Origin of the sequence: Nocardia sp. NPDC059764 (genome assembly GCF_042732555.1) — a bacterium.
Lineage (GTDB): Bacteria > Actinomycetota > Actinomycetes > Mycobacteriales > Mycobacteriaceae > Nocardia.
Genome location: NZ_JBHWHH010000019.1, coordinates 44294 through 58180, shown reverse-complemented (window position 1 = coordinate 58180; position 13887 = coordinate 44294). Strand labels below are relative to the sequence as shown.

The 13887-nt window shown below is 69.4% G+C and carries 15 protein-coding genes and 1 riboswitch; of the genes, 8 read left to right on the top strand and 7 right to left on the bottom strand.

The features are described 5' to 3' along the window. Positions 1-36 precede the first annotated feature (36 nt). Entirely contained in the window at positions 37-1074 is a 1038-nt protein-coding gene (gene bioB / locus ACFV4K_RS06605; RefSeq protein WP_379272610.1) for a biotin synthase BioB, read from the bottom strand. A gap of 110 nt (positions 1075-1184) precedes the next feature. On the opposite strand from bioB, the gene ACFV4K_RS06600 reads away from it, so the two are divergent. The 4 genes from ACFV4K_RS06600 to ACFV4K_RS06585 all read left to right on the top strand — a co-directional run bounded on the left by ACFV4K_RS06600 (position 1185) and on the right by ACFV4K_RS06585 (position 4858). After that, complete coding sequence (locus tag ACFV4K_RS06600) at positions 1185-1769, top strand: TetR/AcrR family transcriptional regulator C-terminal domain-containing protein (protein ID WP_357095181.1); 585 nt, start codon at positions 1185-1187, stop codon at positions 1767-1769. Positions 1770-1810: 41 nt separating this feature from the next. Further along, positions 1811-1945, top strand: a riboswitch (cobalamin riboswitch). 33 nt (positions 1946-1978) lie between these two features. Next, on the top strand, positions 1979-3010 hold the full coding sequence (locus ACFV4K_RS06595) for a FecCD family ABC transporter permease (RefSeq protein WP_379272608.1): 1032 nt from the start codon (positions 1979-1981) through the stop codon (positions 3008-3010). Next, a complete protein-coding gene (locus ACFV4K_RS06590; protein ID WP_379272607.1) occupies positions 3007-3822 on the top strand; it encodes an ABC transporter ATP-binding protein in 816 nt (271 codons plus the stop codon). Before ACFV4K_RS06595 ends, ACFV4K_RS06590 begins: the two co-directional genes overlap by 4 nt. A 16-nt stretch (positions 3823-3838) precedes the next feature. Then, positions 3839-4858, top strand: coding sequence for an ABC transporter substrate-binding protein (locus tag ACFV4K_RS06585; RefSeq protein WP_379272605.1), 1020 nt, complete (start codon positions 3839-3841; stop codon positions 4856-4858). A 34-nt stretch (positions 4859-4892) separates the two neighbouring features. Here ACFV4K_RS06585 and ACFV4K_RS06580 read toward each other — a convergent pair whose 3' ends face one another. From ACFV4K_RS06580 to ACFV4K_RS06560, 5 genes are all read right to left on the bottom strand, one after another. Next, a complete protein-coding gene (locus ACFV4K_RS06580; protein ID WP_379272603.1) occupies positions 4893-6044 on the bottom strand; it encodes an alpha/beta fold hydrolase in 1152 nt (383 codons plus the stop codon). 95 nt (positions 6045-6139) lie between these two features. After that, positions 6140-6607, bottom strand: coding sequence for an SRPBCC family protein (locus ACFV4K_RS06575; protein WP_379272601.1), 468 nt, complete (start codon positions 6605-6607; stop codon positions 6140-6142). 31 nt (positions 6608-6638) lie between these two features. Next, a complete protein-coding gene (locus ACFV4K_RS06570) occupies positions 6639-7226 on the bottom strand; it encodes a sensor histidine kinase (RefSeq protein ID WP_379272600.1) in 588 nt (195 codons plus the stop codon). 80 nt (positions 7227-7306) lie between these two features. Next, entirely contained in the window at positions 7307-7996 is a 690-nt protein-coding gene (gene bioD / locus ACFV4K_RS06565; RefSeq protein WP_379272598.1) for a dethiobiotin synthase, read from the bottom strand. Continuing rightward, positions 7993-9147, bottom strand: coding sequence for an 8-amino-7-oxononanoate synthase (locus tag ACFV4K_RS06560; RefSeq protein WP_379272596.1), 1155 nt, complete (start codon positions 9145-9147; stop codon positions 7993-7995). The genes bioD and ACFV4K_RS06560 overlap by 4 nt, the downstream gene beginning before the upstream one ends. A 105-nt stretch (positions 9148-9252) precedes the next feature. Here ACFV4K_RS06560 and ACFV4K_RS06555 point away from each other — a divergent pair, with 105 nt between their 5' ends. Then, the gene (locus ACFV4K_RS06555) at positions 9253-9546 is read left to right on the top strand and encodes a hypothetical protein (RefSeq protein WP_379272595.1); all 294 of its coding nucleotides are present in this window, start codon (positions 9253-9255) and stop codon (positions 9544-9546) included. Between the two features lie 29 nt (positions 9547-9575). On the opposite strand, the gene ACFV4K_RS06550 is transcribed toward ACFV4K_RS06555, so the two are convergent. Further along, positions 9576-10868 (bottom strand): adenosylmethionine--8-amino-7-oxononanoate transaminase, encoded by a 1293-nt coding sequence (locus ACFV4K_RS06550; protein WP_379272593.1) that lies wholly within the window; start codon positions 10866-10868, stop codon positions 9576-9578. Between the two features lie 304 nt (positions 10869-11172). On the opposite strand from ACFV4K_RS06550, the gene ACFV4K_RS06545 reads away from it, so the two are divergent. The 3 genes from ACFV4K_RS06545 to ACFV4K_RS06535 are packed head-to-tail and all read left to right on the top strand — an operon-like array spanning position 11173 to position 13884. Further along, positions 11173-11817, top strand: coding sequence for a hypothetical protein (locus ACFV4K_RS06545; protein WP_379272592.1), 645 nt, complete (start codon positions 11173-11175; stop codon positions 11815-11817). Further along, entirely contained in the window at positions 11810-13735 is a 1926-nt protein-coding gene (locus tag ACFV4K_RS06540) for an N-6 DNA methylase (RefSeq protein WP_379272590.1), read from the top strand. The genes ACFV4K_RS06545 and ACFV4K_RS06540 overlap by 8 nt, the downstream gene beginning before the upstream one ends. 8 nt (positions 13736-13743) lie before the next feature. Further along, positions 13744-13884: a hypothetical protein gene (locus ACFV4K_RS06535; protein ID WP_379272588.1), complete on the top strand. Its 141-nt coding sequence runs from the start codon at positions 13744-13746 to the stop codon at positions 13882-13884. The last annotated feature ends 3 nt before the right edge of the window (positions 13885-13887 follow it).

The following is a 13887-nucleotide window of genomic DNA, read 5'->3' as shown; positions in this document are numbered from 1 at the left end:
GGCCCCGAACCCCCTTTTTCTCTCAGTGGATTTCGCTCAGAGCGTTTCGTTGAGCGCCTTGATCGGCATCTTGAGTTCACCGAGCAGATCGATGTCGGACTCGGCCGGACGACCCAGGGTGGTCAGGTAGTTGCCGACGATGACGGCGTTGATGCCGCCCAGGATGCCCTGCTTGGCGCCCAGGTCGCCGAGGGTGATCTCGCGGCCGCCGGCGAAACGCAGGATGGTGCGCGGCATGGCGAGACGGAAGGCGGCGACGGCGCGCAGCGCGTCGGCGGCCGGGAGCACCTCGAGGTCACCGAAGGGGGTGCCCGGGCGCGGGTTGAGGAAGTTCAGCGGCACCTCGTCGGGCTCCAGCGAGGCCAGGTCGGCCGCGAATTCCGCACGCTGCTCCAGGGATTCGCCCATGCCGAGGATGCCGCCGCAGCAGACCTCCATGCCTGCCTCGCGCACCATGCGCAGGGTTTCCCAGCGCTCGTCGTAGGTGTGGGTGGTGACCACGTTCGGGAAGTGCGAGCGCGCGGTCTCCAGGTTGTGGTTGTAGCGGTGCACGCCCATGGCGGCCAGCTGGTCCACCTGCTCCTGGTTCAGCATGCCCAGCGAGCAGGCGACCTGGATGTCGACCTCGTTGCGGATGGCCTCGACGCCCGCGGCGACCTGCGCCATCAGGCGCTCGTCCGGACCGCGCACCGCGGCCACGATGCAGAACTCGGTGGCGCCGGTCTTGGCGGTCTGCTTGGCCGCCTCCACCAGCGAGGGGATGTCGAGCCAAGCGGCGCGCACCGGCGACTGGAAAAGGCCGGACTGCGAACAGAAGTGGCAGTCCTCGGGGCAACCGCCGGTCTTGAGCGAGATGATGCCCTCGACCTCGACCTCGGGGCCGCACCACTTCATGCGGACGTCGTGCGCCAGGCCGAGCAGCTCCTCGAGCCGCTCGTCGCCGAGCCGCAGGACCGCGAGGGTCTGCTCCTGGGTCAGGCCGACGCCGCGCTCGAGCACCTGCTCGCGAGCGATGGCGAGGATGTCATCGCCTGCGTTGGTACCGGCTACGGTGGTGACGGCTACCTGGGTCATGTCCGCGGGAATCCCTTCGTCCGGCCGCGTGGCCGAGCAACTTGAACGGTGTTCAGGGTAGGCTAGCAGCCCGGAACGTGAGCCGGAACACGAGAGGGTCGGATTCTTCAGTGCAACTCCATCGCACGGATGTGGTCGACGGGGCCATCGCCATCCTCGACCAGTACGGGCTGGCGGATCTCACCATGCGCCGCCTGGCCACCTCGCTGCACGTCCAGCCCGGTGCGCTGTACTGGCACTTCCCCAACAAGCAGGCGCTGCTCGGCGCCGTCGCCGACCGCATTCTCGCGCCCATGGACGAACCGGTCCGGGCCGAGGAATGGTCCAAGCAGATGACCGAACTCGCGCACCGGCTGCGCGAGAGCCTGCTCGCCTACCGCGACGGGGCCGAACTGGTCTCGGCCACCTACGCGTCCCGCCTCACCACCAGCAAGGGCCGGGAACGACTGGCCAGCGCCGCGATTCGCGCGGGCATGACGCGTGAGGAAGCCGAGCTGGCCGCCTACACGTTGCTGTATTACGTGCTCGGGCAGACCGTGGACGAGCAGTCGCGCATCCAGATGGATTCCGCGGGCGCGCTCACCGAGGAGAACTCGCCGCTGTACGACATGCCCGACGCCACCGCGCGATTCGACTTCGGGTTGCAGCTGTTCGTGAGCGGCGTGCGGCATCTGCTCGGTTCGCGGATCCGCTGAGCTTCGAGGACACCGGGATGAACCGACCAGCCGGAACCGGTGAAGGTTCCGGACGGTAGGGTTCCCCTCGTCAGTATCGGCGGGTGCGGGAATCCGGTGGGAATCCGGAGCGGTCGCGCCACTGTGAGCACCGGATCCCGGTGCGAGTCAGACCTCCCCCGCCGCGCAACACTCTGGAGAGGCCGCGTCATGCCCGAGGAGCTACCGCGATGAGCCGCGCGCGGACTTCACTCGCCCTGCCCGTCATGGGGGCGCTGCTGGTCGTGGCCATGATCGTCGCGACCGGATTCGGCGCGGAGACGATCCCGGTGCGCGAGGTGCTCGCGGTGCTGCGCGACCGGCTGACCGGCGCCGCGCACACCGATCTCGGGCTCGACACCATCGTGTGGCAATTGCGGGTGCCGCGAACCGTTCTCGCGGCCATCGTCGGCGCGGGCCTGGCGGTCGCCGGGGCGGCCATGCAGACCCTGGTCCGCAATCCTCTCGCCGACCCCTATCTGCTGGGCGTGTCCTCCGGCGCGGGTGTCGGCGCGGCGGCGGTCATCACCTCCGGGGTATTCGCCGGGGCCGGACTGTGGGCGCTGTCGGCGGGCGCGCTCGCCGGGGCCTTCGCCGCCGCGGCCGCGGTATTCCTCATCGCCCTGGCCCAAGGCGGGCTCACGCCACTGCGTCTCGTGCTCACCGGCACGGTGCTGGGCTCGGCCTTCGCCGCCTTCAGCAGCTACCTGATCTTCCGCAGCAGTGACCCGTCCGCCGCCCAGTCGGTGCTCTTCTGGCTGCTCGGCAGCCTCTCCGGCGCGGACTGGACCCGAATCCTGTTGCCCGGCTGCGTGGTCGCGGCCTGCCTGACGGCCCTGCTGCTCGCCGCCAACTGGCTCGACGCGCTGAACCTGGGCCCGGACACGGCGGCCTCCATCGGAGTTCCGGTGCGCGAGTTGCGCATCGCGCTGTTCGTCCTGCTGGCGGTCCTGGTCGGCGTCCTGGTGGCGGTCTCCGGCGGCATCGGTTTCGTCGGGCTGGTGGTCCCGCACGCCGCCCGACTCCTGGTCGGGCCGCGCCACCGCGTGCTGCTGCCCGCGAGCGCCCTGTGCGGGGCCACCTTCCTGGTCGTCGCCGACGCCGCCACCCGAGTCCTGGTCCGCCCCACCGAGATCCCGGTCGGCGTCCTCACCGGCCTCATCGGAGCCCCCGCATTCTTCCTCCTCATGGGCCGCCGCACCTACCGATTCGGTCCGGCGTGAGGCCCCGCCGGGCCGGGCCGCACCACCGGGGCGCGGGCGAGCTGCGGGCCGCCGGACTGGCCTGCGCGGCGGGACGGCGAACGGTGGTCGCGCAGGTCGACTTCACGGTGTCGCCGGGCGAGACGGTGGGCGTCGTCGGGCCGAACGGCGCGGGCAAGACCACGCTGTTGCGGACCCTGGCGGGGTTGATCGCACCGGTCGAGGGTGGCGTCGAGGTGGATGGCCGTCCGGTGCACCAGGTTTCGGCGCGGGAGCGGGCGCGGCTGGTGGGTCTGGTCGGGCAGGACGAGGTGCCGCCCACCGATCTGCTGGTGGGTGAGCTGGTGGCGTTGGGCCGGACGCCGTACCTGCCGCCGTGGGGCGCGGGCGGGCCGGGCGAACGGGCGGCGGTCGAACAGGCGCTGGGCCAGGTGGATCTGGCCGGGTTCGAGGGGCGCGCGGTCGGGCGGCTGTCCGGCGGGGAACGGCAGCGGGTGCTGCTGGCGCGGGCGCTCGCCCAGGACACGCCGGTGCTGCTGCTGGACGAGCCGACCAACCATCTGGATGTCACCCATCAGCTCGAATTGCTGGCGCTGAACCGGGAATTGGAACGGACCGTCGTGATGAGCCTGCACGACCTGACCCTCGCGGATCGGTTCTGCGACCGGGTACTGGTGCTCGACGAAGGCCGGGCCCGCCCCCTCGAACCGCCCGGCACCGCGCTGCGGCCCGAGGTGCTCGACGAGGTGTTCGGCGTGCGGGCGCGCCGGATACCGGATCCCGACACCGGTGATTCCCATCTGCTCATCACGGCTCGAACGGCACAGTCTTGACTCGAAAGGCACGGTCTTGAACAGGATCTTTCCGCTCGTCGCGGTCACCGCCATCGCGGGAGTGCTCACCGCGTGCGGATCGCCGCAGGCGGCGACCGGGAACATGACCGTGCGCAATTGCGGTGCGGAACAGCGGTTCCCGTCGCCCGCGCAACGCATGTTCGTCAATGACGGGAACCTGATCTCCATGGTGCTGGCCCTGGGCGCGCAGGACCAGACGGTCGCCGTGTCGAGCCTGAAGCGGGACGCGGACACGCTGCGCAAGCATTACGGGGACGGCGTGGACCGGCTCAATTCCGTTGCCCCCGACTATCCCTCGCGGGAGACGGTGCTGGCCCAACGACCCGACGTGATGGTGGCGGGCTGGAACTACGGCTACTCGGAGTCGGCGAATCTGACGCCGGAGTCGTTGCGGGCGGCCGGCGTCGCGCCGTACGTGCTCACCGAGAGCTGCCGTCGGCCCGGCGGCGAGCGGGGTGTGGTGGACGCCTGGACCGCGCTGCGCACGGATCTGACCGCGCTGGGGGCGATCACCGGGCGCGCGGACCAGGCGGCACGGGTCACCGGGGATCTGGATCGCCGACTGTCCACCCTGTTGGCCGCGCCGCAGCCGGAGCGGCGGCCGACGGTGTTCCTCTTCGACAGCGCCTCCGACACCGTCTTCTCCAGCGGGCAATACGGTGCGCCGCAGGCGATCCTGGAGGCGGCGGGCGCGCGCAACGCGCTGTCCGATGTGGCCGACACCTGGACGGCGGTGTCGTGGGAGCGGCTGGCGGCGGCCGACCCGGACGCCATCGTGTTCGTTGACTATCCGCCGCAGAGCTTCCAGCAGAAGGTGGATCTGCTGCGCGGCAAGCCGGGCATCCAGAATCTGCGGGCGGTCACGCAGGGCCGGTTCCTGAACCTGCCGTACGCGCTGTGGACCAGCGGGCCGTTGAACATCGACGCCGCCGAGCAGGTGCGGGCGCAGCTGGAACGCTGGAACCTGGTGCCCGCCTCGGGCATTCGTCCGGCCGCCGACGACGCGGTGCGCTAGGCGGACCACGCCGAGCCCACCGGCGCGGACCCGCTCAGTGGCCCACCGCGGCGGCTTCGGACTGGTCCCGCCACAGCTGCCGCACGAACGGCACCACCTGCTGTTCGATGACGGTGTTGTACTCCTGCGGCCGCTCGATCGGATTGGCGTGCCCCGTGGTTCGCGTGGTCACCACCAGCAGGGTCCCGCGCACCCCGCCGACCCGGTCGACGAGCACCTGGTGCGAGTACTCCACGTCCACCACCGGATCGTCGTACGGGTCGTGCGGCCGGATGAACACGATGGCCGGGCGCGGCTTGCCCGCCGCGGGTTTGGCCAGCGCGCGCAGGTCGTCCACCGCGCCGCCCGCCACGATGGCCTTGAACTGCGCCTCGATCAGACCGTTGCCGGCGGCGTCGGTATTGAGGATCTTGGACCGCAGCACGTCGTCGACCGCGCGCCGGAACTCGCCGCCGCGGATCATGTAGCGCCCGCCGATGAAACGGTCATGGCGCGCATACACTTCCACGACCAGCCGCAGCATGCGGCTCTCCCGCGCCCCGGGCACCCAGCCCATCCAGCGCAGCATCTCCTCGCCCTGGTCGCGGCTCTCGGGCCGCACCGCGTTCAGATCCACCGGCGTGCAGTCCAGGATCACCGCCCGCACCCGTGTGCCGTCGCTGTCCTCATGCAGGTGCTTGGCGATCTCGAGCGCGATGACCCCGCCCATGCTGTGCCCGGCCAGCACCACGTTCGGCACCTTGGCGGCGGCGGTGACCTTCACGATGAGGTCCGCGATCACCTTGGTGTCGATACCGGTGTTGTCGTAGCGGACCGCCCACACCGACCCCAGCCGCGACAGCGACGGCAGCGCCCGCGCGGTGTCCCCGGCGTCGAGGACGCCCAGCCCGACCAGATCGAAGACGGCGGTGTCGGTGGCCTGCAGTTCCGCGGGCGCGGCGATGGGCAGCACCGAGGGTTCGGTGCGGGCCAGCCGATCCTGTTCGGGCAGCACGTCCAGGCCGATGTACTCGACGAACGCGGCCAGCGCGACCAGCGGAACCAGGCCCAGTCGCAGGGCCAGCAGCCGGGCCCGCCGGAAGCGACCCCAGCGCGCTCCGAGCCGGGTGGACCGCAGGCGGGCGCGCCGTCGCCGATCGTCGTAGTCGGCGGCGCCGGACGGATACGGGAACCCCGGCAGGGCCATCAATCCACTGTACGAATTTCCGGCTCGTCATCCAGGCTTGTGCTGCGCGTCATCCGCTGGTATCGCGCGCATCACCTGCGCGTGCCGCAGCGGAATCAGTGTCCCTCAGCGCGTTCGGCGAGGGCGGCGAGATTGTGCAGGGCCGTGCGGAAGCCGACCTCGTTGTCCTCCGGGGACAGCCCCGGCGGCAGATTGTCGTGCTGGGCGGTGACGCGGGTGCCGCCGGGCGCGTCGTCGAGGGTGTAGGTGACCGTCATCTCGCCGGTCAGTTCCGGATTGTCGGTCTCGAACTCGATGGTCTGCACCACCTCCCGGTCGGGGACGACGCGGGCGAAGACCCCGTGGAAGGTGTCGGTGTGCGGGCTCGTCTTGCCGGCCTCGGAGGGCAGGTCGTAGGTCAGCGAGATGCGGAACCGCCCGCCGACGCGGGCATCGAATTCGTGGATGCGGCTGGTCATTCCGTCGGGGACCATCCAGGTCCGGACCGAATGCGCGTCCAGGAGGGCGCGGAAGACACTGGGACGCGGAGCGCCGACGAACTTCTCGACTCGAGTGGAAGGCACGGGCGCCACCCTACGCTCGATGTGACCAAGATCACGACAGCCCCGGCGCATTGGTGCCCGCGTCGTCCGGCGCGACCGGCAGGGTGAGGGTGGCCAGGGTGCCGCCGCCGGGCGCGGGAACCAGTGTCACCGAACCGGAATGGACCGCGGCCACCCACTGCACCAGCGACAGTCCGATGCCGTGCCGCCCGCCCGCGCCGACCGCGCCGCGCCGGAACGGGTCGGTGAGGGCGGGATCGAGTCCGCGCCCGTGATCGCGCACGGTCACCTGCCCCGCCGCGACCCGGACCTGCACCGGCGGGCCGCCGTGCACCAGCGCGTTGTCGACGAGATTGCGCACGGCCAGGGCCAGCAGCTCGGGGTCCGCCCATACCGCGGTGGGTTCGGTGCTCAGTCCGATCTCGCCGCCGCAGCCGGCGACCACGCCCTCCACCAGTTGATCCAGGAACAGCCGCTGCCGATCCAGTTCACCCGCACCGGTTTCCGCGCGGGTGCGGGCCAGCAGCCCGGCGACCATGCGGCCCATGCGATCGGTGAGCGAGCGCGCGTCGGTGACGGCGCGGCGGGCGTCGGCCGGATCCCGCAGCGCGGCATCGAGATAGAGGCGCAGGGTGGCCACCGGCCACGACTCCCGGCGCGCTCATGCCGTCACCGTGGCAGAACGCCCGTGAGGAACTCGTTAGGGCGGGCGGCTACCGGTCAGGGTCGCAGATACCGATCGGTCCAGTCCGGGTCGAACCAGCCCGGCGCGGCCGCGGTGAACTCGGGCCGGTCCCAGGCCCCGGCGCCCGCGGGCAGCGAACCCACCAGGTCGACGCCGGTGACGGCGGGCAGGTCGGTGCGATTGCACTCGGAGGCGAGATCGGGTGCGGCGGGCCAGGATCCGATGACCAGGCCCGCGCAGTCGACACCGGCCGCGGCCAGCGTGCGGGTGGTGAGCTCGCTGTGATTGAGGGTGCCCAGCCCGGCGGCGGCCACCAGCAGGACCGGGGCGCTCATCTTCTGGGCCAGGTCCAGCAGGGTGAACTCGCCCATGCGCACCAGCAGCCCGCCCGCGCCCTCGACCAGGATCAGGTCGGCGTCGGCGCAGGACTCGATCCCGGCGACCGTCTCGGCCAGGGTGAGCAGCGGCTGACCGCAGCGGCGCGCGGCGGTGTCGGGGGCCAGCGGGTCGGGGTAACGCGCGAATTCGAGGGTGCGGGTCACGCCGCTGAGCCGGGTGATGTCGGCCAGGTCGCCGGGCTCGCCGGGGGCCATGCCGGTCTGCGCGGGCTTGACCACCGCGACCTCGGTTCCGGCGGCGCGGGCGGTCGCCGCCAGCGCGGCGGTCGCGATGGTCTTGCCGACGTCGGTCGAGGTGCCGGTGATGAACAGCAGGTTCGTGGTCATACCGAAACGACCTCCCGCCCACGGGCTTCGGCCAGCACCTCGCCGAGAACGGTGGCGATGGTGGCCAATTCGGCCTCGGTGAGATCGGCGCGCGCGGTCAGGCGCAGGCGCGAGGTGCCCTCGGGCACCGACGGCGGCCGGAAGCAGCCGACGCTCAGGCCGCGCGCCCGGCAGGCCTGGGCGGCGTCGTAGGCGACCTGCGCCTCGCCGAGCACGACCGAGACGACCGCCGACTCCGGGTTCGCGACACCGGCGATGCGGGCCAGGTCGGCGGCGCGGTCGAGGACCCGCTGGGCCATCTCGGGCTCGCGGCGCAGCAACCCCAGTGCCGCGCGGGCCGCGCCGACGGCGGCCGGGGCCAGGCCGGTGTCGAAGATGAAGGTGCGGGCCGCGTCGATCAGGTGCGCGCGCACCCGCTCACCGGCCAGCACCACACCGCCCTGCGCGGCAAAGGCTTTGGAGAGGGTCGCGGTGATGATCAGGTCGGGTTCCCCGGCCAGCCCGCACTCGTGCACCAGGCCGCGGCCGCCGTCGCCGCGCACACCCAGTCCGTGCGCCTCGTCAACGATGAGGACCGCGCCGTTGGCCCGGGTGACGCGATGCAGTTCGGTCAGCGGGGCGAGGTCGCCGTCGGCGCTGAACACCGAATCGGTGAGCACCAGCGCGCGTTCCTCGGTGCGCTGCGACAGCAGCCGATCCACGGCGGCGGGATCCTTGTGCGCCGCGATCTCCACACGCGCCCGCGACAAGCGGCAGGCGTCCACCAGCGAGGCGTGACTGCCTTCGTCCGAAACCACCAGCGCCCCACGCCCGGCCAGCGCGGTGACCACGCCGAGGTTGGCGGCGTAGCCGGAGGCGAACACCAATCCGGCTTCCGCGCCCACGAATTCGGCGAGTTCGCGCTCGAGCTGCTCGTGTTCGGCGGTGGTCCCGGTGACCAGTCGCGAACCGGTGGAGCCGGTGCCCCAGTGCCGCACGGAGGCGACCGATCCCTCGACGACCTCGGGGTGGCGGACGAGCCCGAGGTAGTCGTTGGAGGCCAGGTCGATGCTCGCCGCGTCGGAGGTGCGGGGTCGCAGTTCACGGCGCAGCCCCGCGTCGACGCGTTCGGCGGCGCGGGTGTCGAGCCAGCTCAAGGGATCGGCAGTCACAGCTCGGAAGCATACTTGAACGCCGTTCAGGAGGCCATGGGTGTCGGTGGACGGCGCTATGCTGGAGGATCGTAAGGAGGCTGCGCGATGCCACGATGGGCAATAGTGGTCGAGCAGACGACCGGCTTCGGCGACTCCAAGACCTGGAGTCCGAAGATCCTCACCGAGGTGGTGGGAACCCGCGAACAAGCTCTCGCGAAGGTCCCTGGCCTCGTCTCGAAATTCATTCCCGATCATCCGAAGTTGATCAGCCGCCGCACGATTCTGCGCGACGGCGACACCTTCATGCTGATCGCACGTGGCTGGTCCGATGACTATCACTGCGTGTTCAAGGTCTGGGAAGTCCTGTCAGACAGCGACAATGCAGACAAAGCACGCGAGAAACGGGCCAACCGCTAGGAATTCGGCATCCCGGCGGTAGTCCAGGATCAGGCCGCGGCAGCCGCGAGCATGGCGGCGGTGATCCGGCGGACGTCCTCCGAGGTGCTGATGAACGGGGGCATGGCATAGACCAGGTTGCGGAAGGGCCGCAGCCAGGCTCCCGCGTCGACGGCGGCGTGCGTCGCCGCGCGCATGTCCACCGGGTGATCGAGCTCGATCACCCCGATGGCACCGCGCACCCGCACGTCGGCGACGCCGGGCAGGTCCCGCGCCGGGGCCAGACCGGAGTTCAGCTCGGCCTCGATCCGGGTGACCTCGCCCTGCCAGTCCCGCGAGAGCAGCAGTTCGATCGAGGCGACCGCCACCGCGCAGGCGAGGGGGTTGCCCATGAAGGTCGGGCCGTGCATGAGACCGCCGTGCGAGCGGCTGATGGTCTCGGCGATCTCCGCGGTGGTCAGGGCGGCGGCCAGGGTCAGGTAGCCGCCGGTGATGGCCTTGCCGACGCACATCACGTCGGGGCGGACCCCGGCCTGGTCGGCGGCGAAAAGCGTTCCGGTGCGGCCGAATCCGGTGGCGATCTCGTCGAAGACCAGCAGGACGTCGTGCTCGTCGCAGAGGCGGCGCAGTTCGGTCAGGTAGCGCGGGTCGTGGAAACGCATGCCGCCCGCGCCCTGCACCACGGGTTCCACGATGACAGCGGCCAATTCGTGGGCGTGCTCGGCGATGGTCCGTTCCAGTTCGGCGACGTACTCCGGCCGGAAGTCCGCGGGGGGCGCGCTCGCGAAGATCTGCGGGACCAGCACATCCGACCACAGCGAGTGCATGCCGCCCTCTGGGTCGCACACGCTCATGGGGGTGAACGTGTCGCCGTGGTAGCCGCCGCGCCAGGTCATCAGCCGGTGCTTGCCGGGCCGGCCCAGCGCGCGCTGGTACTGCAGGCACATCTTCACCGCGACCTCGACCGACACCGAACCGGAGTCGCAGAGGAACACCTTGTCCAGGCCCTCGGGGGTGAGCTCGACCAGCAGCCGCGACAGCCGCACGGCGGGTTCGTGGGTGAGCCCGCCGAACATGACGTGACTCATCTTGCGCGACTGCGCCAACAGCGCGGCGTCCAGCACCGGGTGCTGGTACCCGTGCACGGCCGCCCACCAGGAACTCATGCCGTCCACCAGTTCCCGACCGTCGGCCAGGGTGAGCCGGGCGCCCGACGCCGAGGCCACCACCAGGGGTTCGGTGCCGGCCGGGAAGCCGCCGTAGGGATGCCACACGTGGGCGGCGTCGAGGGCGGTGATCTCGGCGGGCGACAGCGCGGCCGATGCCGTCAGAGGGTCGGTCAATGCCACAGGTGGTCCTTCGAGGAGCGGGCTTGAACGCCGTTCAAGTTATCACAGCGGCACCGCCGGACCCTGCTGGCCAATTTTGTATTGCCAGTACAACTTGCGGGGGATACCGCCTCGGAACTACGATCGTGTGACTTACAGCACCGGGGAAGCATGACGGAAGAGCAGCGGGCGCGCCGGAAGCACGCCGGACAGAACTGTGCCCCGGGCGGCATGCAAGGCAGAGGCGGACCCGGGGCGTACGAAGTCAGTCTAGCCCAAACCCCCGCCGGAGAACCAGTGCTACTCGCCGGAGGTGTTCATGTCCGATAATCCGCCACTGTGGTTCGTCGATCGATTCACGGTGCCCCGCCTTGCCCCGTACCTGCGCACGGCGCTACGTGAAGACGTGCCCGTGGTCGACCTCTATGTCTGGAATCTTCAACTGTCCGAGGCATTTTACGTGCCACTGCATTGCCTCGAGGTCTGCCTCCGCAACTCGATCCACCATCAATTGAAGACTCGCTTCTCGCAAGAGGACTGGTGGGCGGTCGCACCTTTGCGCCCGGACCATCGGACCCGCATCGAGAATGCCGCCGCCGACGTCCGGCAACGCAAGCTGTGCCCTTCCGCCGACGACGTCGTCGCCGAACTCTCTTTCGGCCTTTGGGTGTCGCTACTGAGCCGCGCGTATGACCGTCATTTGTGGGTTCCCGCGTTACACAACGCATTTCCGCATTACAGAGGTCCCCGCGAGCAACTGCGCAGGGACCTCGACACCATGCGCCTGTTCCGCAATCGGATAATGCACCACGAACCGATTCACCACCGCGGGCTGGCCGCCGACCACGCCAAAATCTACGCGTTGCTCGATTGCCTCGGCCCCGAGATCAAGCCGTGGCTGCGGACTGTGGACCGCGTCCCCTCGGTCTTGGCGCTGCGCCCCCAGGCTGATCAGCATGCCTGAGTCCGGAGCGGCGACGGCTGCATTGTGGGACGCGGCGTCTGGACTCAGGGATGAGGGATTCCGCCTCGAACAAGTCCGTATCCTCACTCTCGTCCTCATCTACTCGAGGGCCCGGGGCAATTCTCGAGCCGACTCCGAGTCTGCCGACGAAGACTTCTGGGCGGCCGCGATCGAATACGCGCGAGACCAAGTGCCGGAGCTTCGGGACGAGAACATTCCGGCCATCGGACCACGTCAGATGCCCGCGGCGCGAAAACTCCTCGAGGCGGTCGATCGTCTGATGAGTACAGAGACCGCAGGCGATGCCTTCCTCACCACATTGGACGTGCTCACGCCGGATCGCCGGAGTAGTGAGTTCTTCACCCCTCGCGGTGTGACCGATTTGCTTGTCAGCTGCCTCGATCCCGCGGAGAGTGGGCAGGTCTTCGATCCATCTTGCGGCACCGGTGAGTTCTTGGCGGCCGTTGCCGCGCACATGGCGAATCCGACAACGCCGAAACCACTCCCACGATTCATCGGTACTGCACCGACAACGAGCTCTGTCGCGATAGCGCGAATGAACCTCGCCGTGCACGGCGCGGACGGCTCCGGAGTGCAGGCCGATTGGCCCGAGTCCGAGTGGCCCACAGGACAAGCGACGTTCGTTCTGACCAACCCACCGTTCAACATGCGATCGACCACGGATGACTCTCGCTCATGGAGGTACGGGGTTCCGCCACGGTACAACGCGAACTATGCCTGGCTTCAGCAGGCGGTCGAAGCCCTCACATCCACCGGTCGCGCGGCGGTGATCATGCCGAATAGCACACTCACGAGCAGCGCTGAAGAGAGTATCCGCCGCAATATGGTCGAGGACGGGTGCGTCGAAGCGCTGATCTCGCTGCCGTCGAAACTCTTTCGACACACCGGTATTCCGGTTTGCGTCTGGCTACTACGCGCTCCGTCCGAATCCTCCGATGTCCTATTTATCGACGCGTCCCAGAACGGAACAAACATCGACCGCACGCTACGAACTCTCGCCCCTCGGGACATCGAGCGAATTGGAACGATCGTCAAGACGTGGCGTGCTGAACGGCGGATCGAGGGAGAGCCAAATGCCATTTCGGTCGACATCTCCACAATCCGTGAGCATCAGTACAGGCTCACTCCGGCTGTCTATCTGCGCGCCAGTCTGGGTGCTCGAGACCCGAAATCCACTCTGACGGTCCTCCGCCGAACTGCCGCACGCCTCACGACCGATCAGCAGGCCGGACGCCGGGCCGACTCCACCGTAGACATGATTCTATCGGCTCTGATCACGTCCACCGGCAGGCACCCGGAGTGGCCGATGACTGTATTGGGGGACATCTGCTCCATCACCCCCGGCGCATCTATCGAGGTCGATCCGGATGGCACGACGCCAGTCGTCAAACCGAAGGATCTTGCCAGGGGACGGGTCACACCGCCGTCCGATCACACGAATCCGCAAGAGGCTGAGCGACGTTCGACATACCGAATCGCGGTCGGCGATCTGTTGTGCAGCCGAACGGGAACTGTCGGCCGCAGCGCCGTCGTTACGGCAGACCAGGACGGTTGGCTGTTCAGCACCGGCCTGATCCGTCTACGACCCTGCGTCGAAGGCATCGATCCTCTGTACCTGCACTCGTACCTCGCCGGGGCCGAGGCCCAGGAATGGATCCGTGACCGGGCCGAGGGCACCGCCATCATGAGCATCAATGCGAAGACTCTCAAACAACTTCCTGTCCGGCTTCCCCCGCTGCCCGAACAGGCCGCGATCGGCCGCGCGGCCAGCAGCTTCGACCGGCAGCTCGAGGCCCACGATCGAATCCGCGCGACCATGTTCACCGCCAGGGAAGCAGCGATGAACTTGCTACTGTCCGGGCATGTCGCGGCCACAGAGGTCGATTCGACCGGCTGAGCAACGCGATGCTCTACGCCGCGCGCCGCATCTATCACCGCGCGGGATTCGAACTGGTCGAATCGAATCCGCACCACAGCTGCGGGGTGGATCTGGTCGGGCGGACCTGGCGGCGGGCACTCGGATCGGAGCTGGACGCGGGCCGATAGGGT

Excerpts from the sequence above, each read along its gene's own strand:
- ACFV4K_RS06540 (WP_379272590.1), top strand. The coding sequence starts at position 11,810 with ATGCCTGAGTCCGGAGCGGCGACGGCTGCATTGTGGGACGCGGCGTCT.
- ACFV4K_RS06545 (WP_379272592.1), top strand. The coding sequence starts at position 11,173 with ATGTCCGATAATCCGCCACTGTGGTTCGTCGATCGATTCACGGTGCCC.
- bioB (WP_379272610.1), bottom strand. The coding sequence starts at position 1,074 with ATGACCCAGGTAGCCGTCACCACCGTAGCCGGTACCAACGCAGGCGAT.
- ACFV4K_RS06580 (WP_379272603.1), bottom strand. The coding sequence starts at position 6,044 with ATGGCCCTGCCGGGGTTCCCGTATCCGTCCGGCGCCGCCGACTACGAC.
- bioD (WP_379272598.1), bottom strand. The coding sequence starts at position 7,996 with ATGACCACGAACCTGCTGTTCATCACCGGCACCTCGACCGACGTCGGC.
- ACFV4K_RS06595 (WP_379272608.1), top strand. The coding sequence starts at position 1,979 with ATGAGCCGCGCGCGGACTTCACTCGCCCTGCCCGTCATGGGGGCGCTG.
- ACFV4K_RS06535 (WP_379272588.1), top strand. The coding sequence starts at position 13,744 with ATGCTCTACGCCGCGCGCCGCATCTATCACCGCGCGGGATTCGAACTG.